The sequence below is a fragment of the Streptomyces sp. WAC 06738 genome, assembly GCF_003945505.1.
GTDB lineage: Bacteria > Actinomycetota > Actinomycetes > Streptomycetales > Streptomycetaceae > Streptomyces.
Genome location: NZ_CP029618.1, coordinates 8064316 through 8080751 on the forward strand (window position 1 = coordinate 8064316; position 16436 = coordinate 8080751).

Sequence of the window (16436 nt, forward strand, 5' to 3'; positions counted from 1 at the left end):
GGAGCGGCAACTACTCCAGGACGGCGGGGATCTCGCGGCGCGAGGTGATCCCCAGCTTGGCGAAGATGTGCTCCACGTGCGCGTCCGCGGTCCGCTTGGAGATCACCAGTTCCTCCGCGACCTCCCGGTTGGACAGTCCCTGCGCGACCAGCGCGGCCACCTCGCGCTCCCGCCGCGTGAGGGCGGGCGCCGCGCTCCTGCCGTCCGCCTCCGGAAGCGCCGTCGCCGCGGGGGCCGCGCCGCCGCCGGGCGGCTCGTCCGCGTCCGCCCGCACCGCCGCGAGGACCGCCGCCCCCGGCATCCGCGCCCCGTGCCCGCGCCACCTGCCGAACTCCTCGGCGCCCAGCGCCTCCGCCGCCGCCTTCTCCACCGACTTCTGCTCCTCCAGCAGCGACGGCAGCATGCTCACCGGGTCGCCGCTGAGCCGCCGGGTGTTCTCCGCGTAGCCCAGCAGCCAGGCGGCCCTGACGTACCGCTCCTCGCGGGCGGCGTGCCAGGACAGCGCCAGGCACGCCAGCGCCACGATCAGCGCCTCGCCGATCTCGCCTGCCGCCTCCAGCCCCCGGTGCAGCGGCTCCAGACTCGTCTCGCGCTCCCCGGCGAGCCACTGGATGGCGCCCTGGACCACCAGCGTGGAGGCGAACAACTGGCGGTCGCCGGTGCCCTCCAGATACCCGAGGCCCGCCTCGCAGAGCCGCAGCGCCTCGCCGGTGTCGCCCAGCACGGCACGCAGCAGCGCCTCCTCGTAGTGCACGACCCCCATCCCCAGGCCGTCCTGGGCCGCCACGATCCGCCGCCGCGCCGCGGCCAGCGCCGCCAGGCCCTCGTCGACCTCTCCCTCCAGGGCCGTCAGCGCCCCCAGATACGCGTCGGCGAACCGGCCGACGCGCTCCGTCCCCGCCTGCCGCGCGGCGTCCCGCGCCAGCGGGAAGCGCTCCGCCGCCGTCGGCAGGTCGGCCGTCCAGATCCCGAAGATCCCGGTCATCAGCAGGCCCCAGGCCCGCTCCTCGCAGACCGCGGGGGCCAGGTCGAGCCCCTTGTCGATCCAGTGCCGGCCCTCGGACAGGGTGCCCGCGGCGCGCCAGTACGGCGCGAGCTGCGCCGCCAGCCACAGGCCGTCGCGGGCCCGCTCGGGGGTGTCGTACGCGTAGGCCATGGCCAGCCGGATGTCCGCGATCCGGTCCCGTACGGCCGCGTGCAGCCCGAGCTGCGCGGGGGTCAGCAGCTCGTCCCAGAAGCGCTGCCCCAGCTCCCGCATGGATGCCAGGTGCCGCTCGCGCACCGCCTCGACGTCACCGGCGCGGGCCAGCCAGTCGGCGCCGTACTCGCGGATGGAGTCCAGCAGCCGGTAGCGGTCGCCGTCCTCACCGGTGCGCTGCACCACGGACTTGTCGACGAGCCCGATCAGCGCCGGCAGCACGTCCTCGCGCGCCAGCTTGCCGCCCGCGCACACCCGCTCGGCGGCCGAGACGTCGAAGGAGCCGGCGAAGACCGACAGCCGGGCCCACAGCAGCCGCTCGTGCGGGGTGCACAGCTCGTGGGACCAGCCGATGGCGGTACGGAGCGTCTGGTGCCGGTTGTGGGCGGTGCGCCGGCCGCCGGTCAGCACCTCGAAGCGGCGGTCGAGCCGGCCGGCCAGCTCCGCGAGCGGCACCGCCCGCAGCCGCACCGCGGCCAGCTCCAGCGCCAGCGGCATGCCGTCGAGCCGGCCGACGAGCGCGAGCAACTGCTCGCGGTTGGCGTCGGTGACCGCGAAGCCCGGCACCACGGACGCCGCGCGCTGCACGAACAGCTCCAGCGAGTCGGCGGGGCCCAGCGGCGCTATCGTCAGGCAGCGCTCGCCCGGCACGTCGAGCGGCTGCCGGCTGGTGGCCAGCACGCTGACGCCGGGGGCCTCGCGCAGCAGCACGTCGGAGAGCATCGCGCAGGCGTCCAGCAGGTGCTCGCAGGTGTCGAGGACGATCAGCAGCCGCCGCTCGCGCAGATGCGCCACCATCGCGTCCAGCGTGCCCATGCCCGGCTGCTCCGGCAGCTCCAGCACCGCGGCGAGCGAGGTGAGCAGCAGCTCGGGATCGCGCAGCCCCGACAGCTCCGCCAGCCACACGCCGTCGGGGAAGCGGGCGGTGAGCCCGGCGGCGGCGCGCATCGCCGTCCGGCTCTTGCCGACCCCGCCGGGGCCGGCCAGCGTGACGAGCCGCGACCGCGCCAACTCGGCACGGATCAGGGCGATCTCCTCCGTCCTGCCGACGAAGCCGGTGAGCTCCACCGGGAGTTCGCCGCCGCGCCGCTGGCCGAAGCCGAATCCCATGGCACCCCCGGGGCAGTCCGTCCACGTCGGTCGCGATCCCACCACAGCGTACGCAGATCACTGCAGAGCGTGCAGGCCGTACGGCCGCCCTCACCCGTTCGGGATGAAGGTGCTGCCGGAAGCTGGTAAGGAGCCGGTGCGGGGCCGGGGGAGGGGGGCGGGGAGCGCGGGGTCTAGGCTGCACGGGTGAATGGGAAGCTGTGGCAGATCGAGCCGTCCGGACCACTCCGCGGTGACGTCACCGTGCGCGGGGCGAAGAACGCGGTGAGCAAGCACATGGTGGCCGCGATGCTCGGCTCCGGGCCGAGCACCATACGCAACGCGCCCGACGTCGGCGAGGTCGGCATCACCGCCCGGATGCTGGAGCACGTGGGCATGAAGGTCGAGCGCACCGACGGCGAGGTCACCGTCGTGCCGGCGCCGGTGGCGGACCCGAGCGTCGACAAGGCGTTCACCGGCCTCAACCGGATCCCGATCCTGCTGCTCGGGCCGCTGCTGCACCTGACCGGCGAGGCGTTCGTGCCGATGGTCGGCGGCGATCCCATCGGCCGCCGCCCGGTCGACTTCCACCTCGACGCGCTGCGCCGCTTCGGCGCCGAGGTGGAACTGGCCGAGGACGGTATCCACGCCCGCGCCGCCCGGCTGCGGGGCACCCGCATCGACCTGCCGTACCCCAGCGTCGGCGCCACCGAGACGGTGCTGCTGACCGCCGTACGGGCCGAGGGCCGCACCGTCATCCGCAATGCCGCGACCGAGCCGGAGATCGTCGAGCTGGCGCTCTTCCTGCAGCGCATGGGCGCGCGGATCTCCCTCTACCCGGACCGCCGCATCGTCGTCGAGGGCGTCGACGCGCTCGGCGGCGCCACCACCCGGCTCGGCGGCGACCGGATCGAGGCGTTCTCCTACCTGGTCGCCGGGCTCGTCACCGGGGGAGAGGTGCGGGTGCACGGCTGCCCGCAGGACCGGCTGGTGACGCCGATCACCACGCTGGCGCGGATGGGCGCCCGGTTCGAGATCACCGACGAGTGGATCACGGCCTCGGCCCCGCGGACGCTGCGCGCCGCGGCCGTGCAGACCGACACCCACCCGGGCTTCGCCACCGACTGGCAGACGCCGCTGATGGTGCTCTTCACGCAGGCCGAGGGGATGTCGGTGCTGCACGAGACGGTGTACGAGAACCGGCTGGCGTACGTCTCCGCGCTGCAGGGCATGGGCGCCGAGATCGAGGTGTACGACACCTGCCTGGGCGGCCCCGCCTGCCGCTACCACGACACGGGCGCGCTGCACTCCGCCGTCGTGCGCGGCGTCAGCGGCCTGCGCGGCGGTGACGTCACGATGCCCGACATCCGCGCCGGGTTCTCCGCCGTGCTGGCCGCGGCGGTCGCCACGGGCGGCTCGACGCTGCGCGGGGTGCACCACATCGAGCGCGGCTACCACCGGCCCGTCGAGCAGTTCCGCGCGCTCGGCCTGGAACTGCGCAGCGTCGAGGTGTAGCGGCGGCGAGGAGCAGGGGCGGCCGCGGGAGGCGGCGCACCGGGGGATGCCCGCTCCCGGCGTACGGAAACCCGCGGCTCGCGGGGCCGGGGCGGGAGCGTGTTCGGGGACGGGATCCGGGAGGGGACTGACGTGGAGTGGTGGTGGGTGGCGGCCGCCGTGCTGCTGGGCGGGGCCGGGGTGGTGGCCGCGGGCTTCCGGCAGGCCGCCGACTCGCCGCGGCGGCTGTCGGGGCGCTCGCAGCGTGCGGCGCGCGGCCTATCCGTGGTGCTGATCGGCGTCGCGGTGTTCTTCGGGCTGCTGGTGGCGGTGGGCAAGTTCCTCCTCACGACGGGGAACGGCGGGCTCTGAGCGCCGCCAGCATCCGCTGCTGGTGCCGGTGGCCGACCGTCTCGTAGCCGACGACGGTGACGAACGGGGCGAGTATCACGACGAGCAGGCACACCGCGACCGGCGTCCCGGCGAGGGAGAGCAGCACGGCCGCGCCCAGCACGGCGAGCGTGAGCGAGATCAGCAGCGCGTGGAAGCGGTCCCTGGCGGACAGCAGCAGGGTGTGCAGCGCGTAGACGACGAGCAGGAAGAGGCCGACGGGCAGCGCGAGGGAGAGCACCACGGCCGTCTTGCCGATCGCGGCGTGGTGCTCCAGGTACAGCCCGGCCACGTGCAGCCCTGCGCCGGCGCCCGCGATGCCGGCGAAGACGGGGATGTGCCCGTACCCGAAGAGGTACCCGCGGGCGCGCCGGTGCACCAGGATGTCGCCGAAGGGCGTGGTGAAGTACACCCACCACATGCCGAAGGTGAGCCCGACGCCGGCGACGACGACGGCCACGGCGTTCGCGGTCCACTCGGTGCCGTCCGGGCCGCCGAGGAGGCCGCCGGAGGAGGCGACGGTGCCGACGACGCCCTCGCCTAGGGTGATGATGGCGAAGAGGCTGTAGCGCTCGGCGACGTGGTGCGGGTGCCAGGGGGTTCCGCCCGCGCCGCCCTGGGTGAACACCGGCAGCAGCAGCTCCAGCGCGGTGAACACCGCGTAGGCGACGATCACCAGCGCGAACGACAGCCTGGTGAACCCCACCACGAGCCAGCCGGCCTGGGCGATCACGGTCCAGCGGATGTTGGCCATGCACACGTCGTGGTACTCGGGCGACTCCCGCGCGGCCCGCCACCACTGCGCGACCATGGCGATCCGCATCACGACGTAGCCGATGACGATCGCGCGGATCTCCAGGTGGTGGCCCTTGTCGACGGAGTGGAACATCGCCGGGAGACCGAGGGCGAAGATGACGACGCCGATCATCTGGAGCATCGTCAGCGACCGGAAGAGCCAGTCGTCGGTGCCGAACGCGGACGCGAACCAACTGAAGCTGATCCACGCGATGCTGATGGCGAACATCGCCAGGGTGAACGCGACCACCGCCCGCCAGGCGTGGTCGCCGGCGGCCATCTCGGCGAGGAACGACGCGGCGGTGCCGACGGCGACCACGAACGTCAGGTCGAAGAGCAGCTCCAGCGGGGTGACGGCCCGGTCGCGCTCCCCGGGGTCGCGGCCCGTCATCGGCACCCGGCCGTGCGCCACCCGCCCGCCGCCCGCGGCGGCTGCGGAGTCGGTCATGGCGCGATGATGCCCCATGGGAAGGGGCCCGCCGCGGGGACTCGCGCGGGCTGCCGTGGGCGCGTACGCCCGCTGCCGTACGGACCGCGCGGCGCACCCGGCGCCCGCGGCGAACCCGTCCCGCGGGCAACGCGACACTCCGCGGGCACCATTGACACCGCCCCGAGCCCCGCTAGCCTCGATTCACGACCGCACGTGACAACGATGTCAGGCGCGTCGGGGGGCGCGTCCACACCGCGAAGGGGCAGCATCGATGGGCACCGCCGCACACCACCGCACCCCTCTCTCCCGCCGCCGGCTGCTGGCAGCCGCCGCCGCGGCGTCCGCCGCAGGCGCCGGCGCCCTGGCGCAGGCCGCGCCCGCGTGGGCCCTGCCGGGATCCGCCGCGCACCCCGCGGCCGCCGTGCGCGTACCCGCGGGGCCGCAGGCCGCGGGCGAGATCCGCGCCGAGTTCCTGCACGCCTGGAACGGCTACCGCGCCGCCGCCTGGGGCCACGACGAGGTACGGCCCGTCTCCGGCACCTGGAACGAGTTCTTCGCCGCGGGCCACCCCGTGGGCCTCTCCGTGATCGAGGCGCTGGACACCCTGTACGTGATGGAGCTGGACGACGACCTGACGGAGGCCGCCGACTGGCTGGAGCAGAACCTCGACTTCGACATCGACGCCGACTTCCACGTCTTCGAGGCCATCATCCGCGTCGTCGGCGGGCTGCTCGCCGGCCATCTCGTCACCGGCCGGCGGTCGCTGCTCGACCTCTGCGTCGACTTCACCGACCGGCTGCTGCCGGCGTTCACCAAGTCGCCCACCGGCATGCCGTACACCCGCGCCAACCTGCGCACCGGTGAGGTGCACGGCACCACCCCGCCGCTCGCCGAGATCGGCACGAACATCCTGGAGTTCGGGATGCTCTCGAAGCTCACGGGCGACGGCAAGTACTACGAGGCGGCCAAGCGCGCCTACCGCGCGGTGCTGGACCGGCGCTCCTCGCTCGACCTCCTCGGCACCCGGCTCGACGTCGAGACCGGCCGCTGGACCGACCCGACCGACCAGGGCCCCAACCCGCCCGTCGACTCCTTCTACGAGTATCTCTGGGGCGCCTGGGAGCTCTTCGGGGACCGGGACTGCCTGCGCTGGTGGCGGCTGCTCAACGGCGCCATGACCGAGCACCTGGTGGAGGAGTGGGACGGCCATGTCTGGTACCGCCAGGTCGACTTCGCCACCGGCGAGACCACCGGGCGCCGCCAGTCCGAGCTGGCGTCGTTCTGGGGCGGCCTGGTCGCCAAGGGCGGCGACCGGCGCCTGGGCGAGCGCTACCACCGCTCGTGGGAGTCGGTCCTGCAGCGCTGGCCCGTACTGCCCGAGGAGATCGACTACGGCACCATGACCCCGACCTCGCGCGGCAACCAGTTCCGGCCCGAGTACGTCAACGGCGCCTTCGACCTGTACTGGCTGACGAAGGACGACTTCTACCGCCGCACCGCGTGGCAGTACTTCGAGGGCATGAAGGCCCACGCCCGGGTCCCCGGCGGGTACACGATCCTGGAGGACGTGACGACCTCCCCGATGCGCCAGGGCGACCTCTTTCCCGCCTACGCCTTCGCGGAGAACTTCAAGTACCTGTACCTGATGTTCGCGCGCACCCGCCGCTTCGACGGCAGCGACTACGTGCTGTCGACCGAGGGCAAGATCCTTCGCGGCCTGCCCCGCCGCCTCTGAGAGCCGCCGGGGCCCGCCCTCCCGCGGACGGGCCCCGGCGCACCCGGCGGGGCGTCAGGCGGCGTAGCCCTTCGGCGGGATGAGCGTGGCGAGCTGGTCGAAGGAGAGCCAGTAGATCTGGTTGCCGCCGAAGGACGCCGGGTCGGCGATGAGGACGGTGCGCTGGGCGTCGTCGTAGCCGATCACCGTGAAGTAGTGGTAAATCGTCTGGTCCGGCGGGTAGCCGGGCGGCTGGTTGCCGGGCGGGGCGACGATGTTCGCGACGACGGGGTAGCCGTTGTCGACGTCGAGCACGACGTCCCGCCACAGCAGGTCGCGCTGGGCCTGCGTGGGCGGGTCGTTCGGCATCTCCTTGGTCTCGTACCAGCCGGTGCCGAGGTTGGCGTTGAGCACGCCGGTGACCTGGCCGATATGGTCGGTCCCGGCCTCGGTAGTGCCGAGCTGGGCCGCCAGCGCGCCCTGGCTGGGCGGGGCCATGCGCGCCGACAGCGCGATGCGGGTGGCGGCCGGGCCGCACCAGTAACCGGTCTCCTGGACCTGGTAGTCGACGTCCAGCGTACGGGCGGCCGCGGTCCTTTCGCCGTCGACGTGCAGCCGGGTGCCGGGGCGGTTCTGCCCGCTGACGACGGCGGTGCCGGAGGCGGTGCCGTGCTCCAGCACGGACGCCACGGTGGGGCCGGGGCCCGGTGCGGCGGTGGCCGGGGCGGCGAGGACGGCGCAGGCGGCGGTGGCCGCGAGCGCGGTGGCGATGGCGGTCGGGACGAGGCGGGAGCGCGGAGCGTGCGGAGTGCGGTGCTGACGCATCGGGTCTCCTGGAGTGGGGGGTCGTGGGGGTGTCGGGGGCATGGGGGCGTACGGGCGCGGACGTGCCCGTACCGGATCCGGCCGCTACGCCTTGCGCAGCCGGGCGATGATGCCGTCGAGGTCCTGGCGGAAGATCTCCGGGCGGAAGACGTGCCCGCCGGGCTCCTCGCGCCACTCGTGCGGGATGCCGGCGCCGGCGAGGGCGCCGCGGAACTCCCGCTGGCCGGCCAGGACCTGCGTCTCGTTGGCGGTGTCGAACCAGTTCACCGGGTCGGGGCTGGTGCCCGCGACCAGGAACACCCGCTTGTTGCGATAGCTGCCGAGGCGCTCCATCGGATTGTCGGCGCTCACCCGCGCCTCGTTCCACAGCGGCGCGCCGTAGACCGTGCCGCCCGCGAGTTCCACGGCGGCCGACGACACGTTCGCCCAGTGCACCACGAGCCCGGCGTCCCGGCGCAGGCTCGCGGGACCCGAGTGGGAGCTGACCGAGGCGAAGTGCCCGTAGTACTTGGCCGCGTACTTCAGGGCGCCGAAGCCGCCCATCGAGAACCCGCCGACCGCGCGCCCGTCGTACTCCGCGTACGTACGGAAGTTGGCGTCGATCCACGGCAGCAACTGGGCGATGTGGAACGTCTCCCAGTTCCGCGGCCCGGCGTTGGACGAGACGGGGTTGGAGTACCAGCCGGCGTGGCCGCCGTCCGGCATCACGACGATGACGCGCCTGCCGGCGGTGAGTGCCCGGATGCCGAGCCGGTCGAACTGGATGAAGTCCGCGTCGGTGCCGCCGCCGTGCAGCAGGTAGAGCACCGGGTAGCGGAGCCCGCTGTCGTGGTAGCCGTCGGGGAGCAGGACGTTGACGCCCGGGTCCCAGCCGATCGCGTCGGTCGCGAAGCGGTAGTACCACATGCGCGGGTCGGACTCGTTGCGGTCGGTGATCCGCAGGCCGAAGCCGTCGTTCGCGGCGCCGGCGGGCGCCGCCGCGCCGAGGACGCCGGCGCCGCCGGCGGCCACCGCCGCCGTGAGGCCGCCCGCGGCCCTGAGCACGCGCCGGCGGGTGGGACGGGTTTCGCTCACCATGACCTCCTGGGCCGTGTCGGTTCGTGGCGCCGGGCCGGGGTCCGCCGGTCCCGGCCCGTGCGCTCCCGTGTCAGGCCAGGGATCGTAGGCGGCGGCCCGGGTCGTGGCGGGCGGGGCATTTCCGGCTCGGTCGAAAAGCCCACGGCGCGCCGGGCGTCCGGGGCCCTAGCGTGACGGTATGGCCGGCACGCTCCGCATCCACTTCGGCGACCGGGACTTCCGGCACGTGCAGTTGACCGGGACCGCCGACCCCATGTGGGAGGCGATCCTCGGGCTGCACGTGCTCAGCACGCCCCCGGCCCGGCTGCCCGCCCGGCTGCGGCCGTGGCGGCGGCGCGCGGCGGCGCGGCTGCACGGCGGCGAACTGCGCGCCGCCTGCCGGCTGCTGCGCGACCTGGCACCCGCCGACGCCCCGTACTTCCCCGACTTCCTCACCCCGGTCGAGTCCGAGGAGGGCCTGTCCGCGGCGCTGGAGACGCTGCTCGCCACGCCCGGCCGGCGGCTCGCCCGCGAGCTGCGCGAAGCCGCCAGGCACCGGCCGCTGCCCGCGTGGACCCGGCGGCTCGCGGCGGGGGACCGGGCGCAGCTCGGCCGGGTCGCGGACGCCGTACGGCGGTTCCACGCGCGGCTCATCGTGCCGGAGTGGAGCGAGGTGGAGGCCACCATCGCCGCGGACCGCGAGTGGCGGATGGCCGCGCTCGACGGCGGGATGCCCGCGGTGCTGGGCACGCTGCGGCCGTTCCGGTGGCGCGGCGGGGTGCTGACCGCGCCGTACCCGGTCGACTACGACCTGCGGCTGCGCGGCCGGGGCGTCCGGCTCATCCCCTCCTTCTTCTGCCACACCGCGCCGATCGCGATCGCCGACCCCAGCCTGCCGCCGGTGGTGGTCTATCCGGTACGCCGCCACCCGGCGGGACCGGTACCCGGGCGGCCGCCGCCCGCGCTCGCCGCGCTGCTCGGCACGGCCCGCGCCCGGGTGCTCGACGCGCTGGCCGCCACCGCCACCACCGGGTCGGTCGCCGCCCGCCTCGGCATGCCGGCGTCGACCGTCAGCGGCCATCTGACGGTGCTGCGCGGCGCCGGGCTGGTGCGCAGCGAGCGCGCGGGCGCGCACGTCGTGCACCGGCTGACGGGCCGCGGCCGGCACCTCCTCGGCCGCTGACTCCTTCAGCCGGGTTACCCGGGTCCGTCGAGGAAGTGGAAGCCGGGGTGCGGGTGCATGAGGAAGCCGTGGTGCGAAATGTTCCAGGCGTACGCGCCCGCCAGCGAGAACACCACCAGGTCCCCGGCGCGCAGCCCCGCCGCCGGGACGCCCCGCGCCAGCACGTCCTTCGGCGTGCACAACTGCCCGGCGACCGTGACCTCCGCCCCGCGCGCCGCCGGCCGCGGCCAGGGGTGCGGCCACGGGCGGGGCGAGGGGTGGACGGTGCAGGGCTGGTCGTGGCCCTTCGCCGCGGGGGTGCGCAGATGGTGGGTGCCGCCGCGGACCACGGCGAACTCCTCGCCGTGGCTGCGCTTGACGTCCAGCACCTCGGTCGCGTACCAGCCGCAGTACGCGGTGAGCGCCCGCCCCGGCTCGATACGCAGCGTCAGCCCGGGGTGCGCCGCGGCCAGCTCCGCGAGGCCGTCGCCGTACGCGCGCCAGTCGAACCGGCCGCCGGGATCGGCGTAGTCGACGGCCATGCCGCCGCCCACGTTCACCTCCAGCCCCTGCGCGCCGAGCCCGGCCCGCCCGGCGAGCCGCAGCGCCCCGGCCACCACCGAGCGCGCCACGCCGAGCAGCCGCGGCGCGTCCAGCCCGCTGGCCAGGTGCGCGTGCACGCCGCGCAGCCGCAGCCCCGGGTACGCGCCCCCGGCGAGCAGCCGCGCCGCCTCCTCGGCGTCGGCGGGATCCAGGCCGAAGGGGGAGGGCCGGCCGCCCATGGCCAGCGCGCTGCCCGCCAGCGAGCCGTCGGCGACGGGCAGGTTGACGCGCAGCAGGACGTCCGTGCCCGCGTCCGGCGCGGCGTCCGCGGTGAGCGCGCCCAGCACACGCAGCTCGTGCAGGCTCTCGACGTGCACGCGGTGCACCCCCGCCGCACGGGCCGCGGCCAGCTCGCCGGGCGTCTTGCCGGGCGCGCCGAAGGCGAGGCGGCGGCCGGGCACGGCGGCGGCGACGTGGGCGAGTTCGCCGCCGGAGGAGACCTCGTAGCCGTCGACGTACGGCGCCAGGGCGGCCAGGACCGCCGGTTCCGGGTTGGCCTTGGCGGCGTAGTACAGCTCGACGGGCGCCGGGAGGGCGGCGCGTACGGCGGCCGCGTGGGTGCGCAGGGCCGCCAGGTCGTAGACGTACGCGGGCAGCTCCCCGGGCGCCAGGGCGCCGAGGCGGGCCAGCACGGCGGGGGTCGGGGCGGTCAACGGGGGCTCCGGCGGGGCGAGTCGGGGGAGGGGGCGGCGAGCGGGTTCGGCAGGTGGACGTAGCCCGCCTCGCGGTCCGCGCGGCGGCCCCAGCGGGTCAGCAGGTTGGCCTTGGCGGGCAGCGGCGCACCGCCGAGCAGGGCGCGCAGCCGGGGCGGGTCGCCGAGGTCGCGGGCGCAGTCCAGCAGCACGGCGCGGACCCGCGCCCACAGCGCGGCCTCGGCCCGCGGGTGCAGGTCGGCGAGCGCGGCGAGCATGTCGGCGACGTGGTTGACCAGCAGGCAGTACACCACCCGGTGCCAGCCGCGGCTCGCGTCGTACGTCATCGGCCCCGCCACCTCCGCGGGCAGCGCGGCGAGCGCGCCGGCGTGCCGGCCGGGCAGCAGCTTGGTGCCCTCCAGGTCGCGGAAGACCACCTGCGCCGGCATCCCCTCGCCGTCGACGCACAGCAGCACGTTCTGCAGATGCGGCTCCAGCACCACGCCGTGGTCGAAGTAGGCGGCGAGGACGGGCGGGACGAGCAGTTCCAGGTACGCGGACCACCAGTCGAGGGCGGTCTGCGGGGCGGCGGTGGGCGGCAGCCGGGAGAGGTGCGCGTTGCCCGTCGGGTACTCGTCGGCGACGGCTGCGGCGAGCAGCGGGGTGACGCCGGGGCGCAGCACGCCCGACAGCCCGTCGCGCACGATCACCCCGAAGCCTTCGAGCAGCGCCGGGTCCGGCGCGCCGCCGGGTCCCGGCAGCGCCAGGCCGCGGTAGGCCGGCTCGCGGAGCAGGGCGGCGGCGGGGTGGCGGGCGGCGAGGGCGTCGAGCACGGGGTGCAGCAGCCGGGTCAGGGCGACCGCGCCGGACAGCTCGTAACGGGAGTTCTTGCGCACGCAGTTGGTGATGCGCACGTTGAGGCTGAACTTCAGGAAGCCGTCGCCGGTGTGGAGCGTGCGCACGGAGGCGGTCGGCGTGCACGGGGGGCCGCCGGTGCCGAGGTCCAGCACGTCGCCGCGGTCGAGGGCGGCGCGCAGCGCCGGGTGGCCGGCCAGGAGTTCGTGCTGCCAGGGGTGGACGGGCAGCAGCCGGTAGCCGTCGGGGACCGGGCGGAGCCGGTCGAGCGGGGCGGCGGCACCCGGCCGCGCGGTCTCCTCGGCGGTCAGGTGGGCCCGTACCGCGAGGTGGCGCAGCGGGAAGGCGGCGCCCGCCTCGGGGGCGTACGCGGACCAGGCGGCGGTGCCGCCGTCGCGGGCCTTGGGCGTGGGGTGGAAGCGGTGGCCGAGCGGAAGCGACTGCTCGGAGTCCAGATACGCGGCGAGCGGCCCGGCGCCGGCCGCGGGCGCCCGCCGTTCGCGTACGGCCGCCAGCGCGTCGGCCGTGCCGCGGTGGCTGGCGGCGACCTGCTCCGGGAACTCGTCGTTGCGCACGCCCGTACGCGCCGACAGCTCGTCCTGTACCAGCTCCGCCAGCCGCCGCCAGCCGGCCTCCGCCCACTCGCCGTCGCGCCACTCGGATGCCGGACCGCGGAAGCGGTGCGCGCCCAGCAGCGAGGTGCGGCGCACCGCCACCCGCAGCAGCACGCCCCGGCGGGGCAGCCGCAGCAGCAGCCGGCCGCCGTCGACGGTGGCCTGCCGCCCCGGTCCGCAGACCTCGCGCAGCAGGCAGTTGAGCAGGGTGTGCGCCACGGCCTCGTCGGCGGTCGGCAGGCCGGCGGGGGAGGCCGACGCGGGCAATGTGGCGGGTGAGGCGGTAAGGGGCATCAACGGTTCCAGCCGGTGGACGGGTACGGGACGGTGCCGGGCCGCGGCCCGGGGGCGGCGGCGCGGAGGTAGTTCGGTCCTGTGGTGTAGTGCTTGTTGATGTCGGCCGCGCCCGAGCGCTCCTTGGACAGAAGCGTCCCGGCGGTGACCATCGCCTTCACCGGCAGGTGCCCGGCGGTCAGCACGTGCGCGCGCAGCACGGCGCCCGGCTCGCCGGGTCCGGTGCCGAGCCGGGCCACGGCCCCGGCGAGGCGGTCGCGTACGAGGGCGAGCAGTGCCGCGAGCGGGGCGCGGCCGTGCCGGGCGAGGCCGAACGCGTAGGCACCGGCGCATAGATGGACGGTGATCGTGGCGAAGACGTCGGCCACGGGAGCGTCGCCGTCGCAGAGCGTGCGGGGGTCGGCGAAGTCGCCGGGGCCCGGAGCGTCGGGCCCGAGGGCGGCGCGCAGCCGGGCGTGGTGGATGCGCGGGCCGTCGTCGTCCTTGAAGAGGAGCCGTACGCGCGGGCGTCCGCCGGCGGTGCGGCCGGGCTGGTCGAGGACGAGCGAGACGTTCTGCTGGTGCGACTCCAGCGCGATGCCGTAGCCGAAGAGCGTGGTCTGGAAGTCGAAGAGCGGGGTGAGGAGGCCGTCGAGGAGGGCGAGGGGGTCGCCGCCGTACCAGCGGTCCGCGAGGTGGTCGGCGACGAGCCCGCCGCCGGGGGCGGGGGCCAGCAGGGTGGCCAGCGGGACGACGAGGGCGCCGTCGAGCCCGGCGGGCTGGCGGCGGCGGAGCGCGGCGAGGAGATCGTGTCCCGCGTGGGCGTAGGCGGTCTCGTCGGCGTGCAGCACGGTCTCGCGGAAGCGCGGCTCGCGCCGGACGACGGCCTCCAGCAGCCGCTGGACGGTCGCCCCGTCGGCGAGGGTGGCGGGCTTGACGGTGCGCCGGTTGCGCCGTCCGAGGGTGGCGGTGGCCAGCGGCAGCTTGAGGTGCAGCCGGGGGTCGGCGGCCGAGGCGACGGTGCGCATGGAGAGGGTCGGCACCACGTCCAGGTACGGAACGGGGGCGAGCGCCGCCCGTGCGGCCAGACCGGTGGCGCGCAGCGCCCCGTCCAGCGGGCCGCCCAGGGTCAGCGGGTGGACGGGCAGGGCGAGATGGGTGCGGTCGAGCGCGGCCGGCAGGCCGAGGGCGGAGGGGGCCGGCCAGGCGGCGGGCGGGTCCGGCGCGGCGGCCGGGTCGAGGGCGCCGCGCAGGGTGAGCGCGTCGTACGGCAGGGCGAGCCAGCGCAGGGCGAAGCGGGGGTGGAACTCGGGGGCGTAGGCGCGCAGTTCCGCCTCGGTGAGGCCGGCGCGCGCTCGTGAGGCGGGGTAGACGGGGTGGTCGAGGCGGGCGGCGAGCGTGTCGTACGCGAGGGTGCCGGCGTGCCCGGTCCAGCGCGCCGGTTCCGCCCCGTACCGCGCGGTGAGCGCCGCCGCTGTCCCGTCCCGCGTGGCGGCGTGCAGCCGCGCCGCGGCCAGCGCCTGCCGGCACTCCGCGGCGAAGTCGGCGAAGCCGCCGCGGTCTTCGGGCTCCGCGCGGCCCGCCAGGGCGGCGAGGACGGCGTCGAGCCCGGTGATCTCGGTGGTCGCGGCGCCGCACTCGCGGAGCAGCAGCGGCAGGCGGGCGCCGTACGCGCCCTGGAAGCCGTCCGGCGCCACGGGCAGCAGCAGCGCGCCGGGCCCCGCGGGATCCGCGAGCCGCAGCCAGCGCCCGTCTGCCCGGTCGTGCGCCGTCGTACGGGTGCGCAGCCCGGCGGCGTCCTCGCGGAGCAGCGCGCTCAGCACCCGCAGCGTCAGCTCCGCCTCCTCGGCGTCCACGCCGGCCCCGGAGTCCGGCGCGGCCCCGGTCACGGCGTGATCTCCCAGCGCTGCGCGGCCAGGAAGTCCGCCACCGCCCGGTCCACCCGTCGCTGGTCGGTGCCGATGCCGCGGGCCACGCCGAGGAAGTCGCGGTTGGTGCGGTGCAGTTCGTGCCGCTCGCCCACCGCGCGCAGCGGCCGGTACGTCAGCTCCACCCCGTCCACCACCAGGTCCGCGGGGCCCGGCGCGGCCGTCAGCGTCCCGGCGGTACGGGCGCACGGGTAGGACAGCCGGGCCCGCCCGTCGGTCCGCGCCCCGAGGTCCGCGGGCAGCGGCTCGCCCAGGTGCGTACGGAGGATGTGCGCGAAGAGCGGGATGCCGAGCAGCCGGGCGAGCAGCAGATCGCACTGGTCGCCGATGGCGCGGTAGTTGACCTCCACGAGCCGGGCCCGGCCCCCGCTCACCACGAACTCGGTGTGGCAGGCGCCGAACCCGACGCCCAGCGCGTCGAGCTGCCCGAGCACCTGGGCCGTGACCGGGCCGGGGTGCGCGGGCACGTAGGACATGTGCTCCTCGACGAAGTGCGGCGGCGGCGACAGCTCGGTGTGGAAGCCGCCGAGGAGGTGGCGTACGCGGCCGTCGCCCAGCGTCTCCAGCGTGTACAGCTCGCCGGCCAGGAACTCCTCCACCACCAGCGCCTCGCCCGGCCGCCGCGCCCGGATCTCCGCGCACCGCCGCACCAGCTCCGCCGCGTCGGACGCCAGCACCACGTCCTCGCTGGCGACGCCCTCGCGCGGCTTGACCACGCACGGGTACGGCACGTCCAGCGCCGCCGGGTCCGCGCCGGCCGGCAGCTCCGCAGCCCATACCGGCTCCGCGCCCGCGGCGGCGAGCCGGCGGCGCATCTCGGCCTTGTCCTTGGTGGCGTGGGCGGCCCGCCAGTCCTTGGCGGGCAGCCCGAAGTAGCCCGCCGCGAGCGCGGCCTGCGTCTGCAGGTGGTCGCTGTTGGTGAAGACCGCGTCCGGCCGGTGGTGGGCGGAGATGCGGCCGATCACGGCGCGGAAGTCGCGTACGTCGCAGCCGAGGGTCTCCGGCTCCGGGGCGCGCAGCCGGTGGGCGGCGGGCTGGTCGGTGAGCACGGTGACGTCGAGGCCGAGGCGGCGTGCGGCGGGGAGGAAGCCGTCCGTGACCGAGTCGGTGGGGTTGCGCGCCAGCAGATATAACCGCACGGAATCCTGACCTGACACCTTTCTGGAAGCACCCGCCACCGGCGGCAGAGGTAAGGCTTACCTTACTCCGTCGATCACCCGCCGGTGCACGGGGCCGGAAAACCCGCCGGGGGTCCGCGCCGCCCCGGAGCCGCGCGACCGGCGTCGTCCCCGGGTCCGGACAGCGGTTGTCGACCTCCCCGGGAGACGGTTGGATCAGGGGTGAGGCCGATGTCCGCGAGAACGGGAGGCACCTGAAC

12 protein-coding genes are annotated in these 16436 nt (G+C 75.7%); 4 read left to right on the forward strand and 8 right to left on the reverse strand.

Annotated features, from left to right (window positions below; translation table 11 throughout):
* Positions 1 to 10: 10 nt before the first annotated feature.
* Positions 11 to 2308, reverse strand: a complete 2298-nt coding sequence (locus DMB38_RS34920) for a LuxR C-terminal-related transcriptional regulator (RefSeq protein ID WP_125938547.1) — start codon at positions 2306 to 2308, stop codon at positions 11 to 13.
* A gap of 186 nt (positions 2309 to 2494) precedes the next feature.
* On the opposite strand from DMB38_RS34920, the gene murA reads away from it, so the two are divergent.
* Both murA and DMB38_RS34930 read left to right on the forward strand, forming a co-directional pair.
* The gene (gene murA / locus DMB38_RS34925) at positions 2495 to 3802 is read left to right on the forward strand and encodes a UDP-N-acetylglucosamine 1-carboxyvinyltransferase (RefSeq protein WP_047019471.1); all 1308 of its coding nucleotides are present in this window, start codon (positions 2495 to 2497) and stop codon (positions 3800 to 3802) included.
* Between the two features lie 132 nt (positions 3803 to 3934).
* Positions 3935 to 4153, forward strand: coding sequence for a hypothetical protein (locus tag DMB38_RS34930; protein ID WP_047019472.1), 219 nt, complete (start codon positions 3935 to 3937; stop codon positions 4151 to 4153).
* Here DMB38_RS34930 and DMB38_RS34935 read toward each other — a convergent pair.
* Positions 4128 to 5414: a low temperature requirement protein A gene (locus DMB38_RS34935; protein WP_125938548.1), complete on the reverse strand. Its 1287-nt coding sequence runs from the start codon at positions 5412 to 5414 to the stop codon at positions 4128 to 4130. The genes DMB38_RS34930 and DMB38_RS34935 overlap by 26 nt on opposite strands.
* Positions 5415 to 5667: 253 nt before the next feature.
* On the opposite strand from DMB38_RS34935, the gene DMB38_RS34940 reads away from it, so the two are divergent.
* The gene (locus tag DMB38_RS34940) at positions 5668 to 7131 is read left to right on the forward strand and encodes a glycoside hydrolase family 47 protein (RefSeq protein ID WP_125938549.1); all 1464 of its coding nucleotides are present in this window, start codon (positions 5668 to 5670) and stop codon (positions 7129 to 7131) included.
* A gap of 54 nt (positions 7132 to 7185) precedes the next feature.
* Here the strand turns inward: DMB38_RS34940 and DMB38_RS34945 are convergent, their stop codons facing one another.
* Together DMB38_RS34945 and DMB38_RS34950 are read right to left on the reverse strand one after the other, a co-directional pair.
* Positions 7186 to 7935: a C39 family peptidase gene (locus DMB38_RS34945; protein ID WP_125938550.1), complete on the reverse strand. Its 750-nt coding sequence runs from the start codon at positions 7933 to 7935 to the stop codon at positions 7186 to 7188.
* An 84-nt stretch (positions 7936 to 8019) separates the two neighbouring features.
* Positions 8020 to 9012 (reverse strand): esterase family protein, encoded by a 993-nt coding sequence (locus DMB38_RS34950; RefSeq protein WP_047019475.1) that lies wholly within the window; start codon positions 9010 to 9012, stop codon positions 8020 to 8022.
* Between the two features lie 178 nt (positions 9013 to 9190).
* Between DMB38_RS34950 and DMB38_RS34955 the strand changes: the two genes are divergently transcribed.
* Positions 9191 to 10174 (forward strand): winged helix-turn-helix domain-containing protein, encoded by a 984-nt coding sequence (locus DMB38_RS34955; RefSeq protein WP_125938551.1) that lies wholly within the window; start codon positions 9191 to 9193, stop codon positions 10172 to 10174.
* A gap of 14 nt (positions 10175 to 10188) precedes the next feature.
* Here the strand turns inward: DMB38_RS34955 and DMB38_RS34960 are convergent, their stop codons facing one another.
* Genes DMB38_RS34960 through DMB38_RS34975 form a run of 4 tightly spaced genes read right to left on the reverse strand, consistent with a single transcriptional unit; the run spans position 10189 to position 16197 of the window.
* Positions 10189 to 11409, reverse strand: a complete 1221-nt coding sequence (locus tag DMB38_RS34960; RefSeq protein WP_125938552.1) for a type III PLP-dependent enzyme — start codon at positions 11407 to 11409, stop codon at positions 10189 to 10191.
* Positions 11406 to 13151, reverse strand: a complete 1746-nt coding sequence (locus DMB38_RS34965) for an IucA/IucC family protein (protein WP_125938553.1) — start codon at positions 13149 to 13151, stop codon at positions 11406 to 11408. Before DMB38_RS34965 ends, DMB38_RS34960 begins: the two co-directional genes overlap by 4 nt.
* Entirely contained in the window at positions 13151 to 15019 is a 1869-nt protein-coding gene (locus DMB38_RS34970; RefSeq protein WP_125938554.1) for an IucA/IucC family siderophore biosynthesis protein, read from the reverse strand. The genes DMB38_RS34965 and DMB38_RS34970 overlap by 1 nt, the downstream gene beginning before the upstream one ends.
* Complete coding sequence (locus DMB38_RS34975) at positions 15016 to 16197, reverse strand: ATP-grasp domain-containing protein (protein ID WP_125938555.1); 1182 nt, start codon at positions 16195 to 16197, stop codon at positions 15016 to 15018. The genes DMB38_RS34970 and DMB38_RS34975 overlap by 4 nt, the downstream gene beginning before the upstream one ends.
* Between the last annotated feature and the right edge of the window lie 239 nt (positions 16198 to 16436).

Coding starts and splice junctions, on each gene's coding strand:
- DMB38_RS34950 (WP_047019475.1), bottom strand. CDS start 9,012: ATGGTGAGCGAAACCCGTCCCACCCGCCGGCGCGTGCTCAGGGCCGCG.
- DMB38_RS34935 (WP_125938548.1), bottom strand. CDS start 5,414: ATGACCGACTCCGCAGCCGCCGCGGGCGGCGGGCGGGTGGCGCACGGC.
- DMB38_RS34920 (WP_125938547.1), bottom strand. CDS start 2,308: ATGGGATTCGGCTTCGGCCAGCGGCGCGGCGGCGAACTCCCGGTGGAG.
- DMB38_RS34940 (WP_125938549.1), top strand. CDS start 5,668: ATGGGCACCGCCGCACACCACCGCACCCCTCTCTCCCGCCGCCGGCTG.
- DMB38_RS34945 (WP_125938550.1), bottom strand. CDS start 7,935: ATGCGTCAGCACCGCACTCCGCACGCTCCGCGCTCCCGCCTCGTCCCG.
- DMB38_RS34955 (WP_125938551.1), top strand. CDS start 9,191: ATGGCCGGCACGCTCCGCATCCACTTCGGCGACCGGGACTTCCGGCAC.
- DMB38_RS34965 (WP_125938553.1), bottom strand. CDS start 13,151: ATGCCCCTTACCGCCTCACCCGCCACATTGCCCGCGTCGGCCTCCCCC.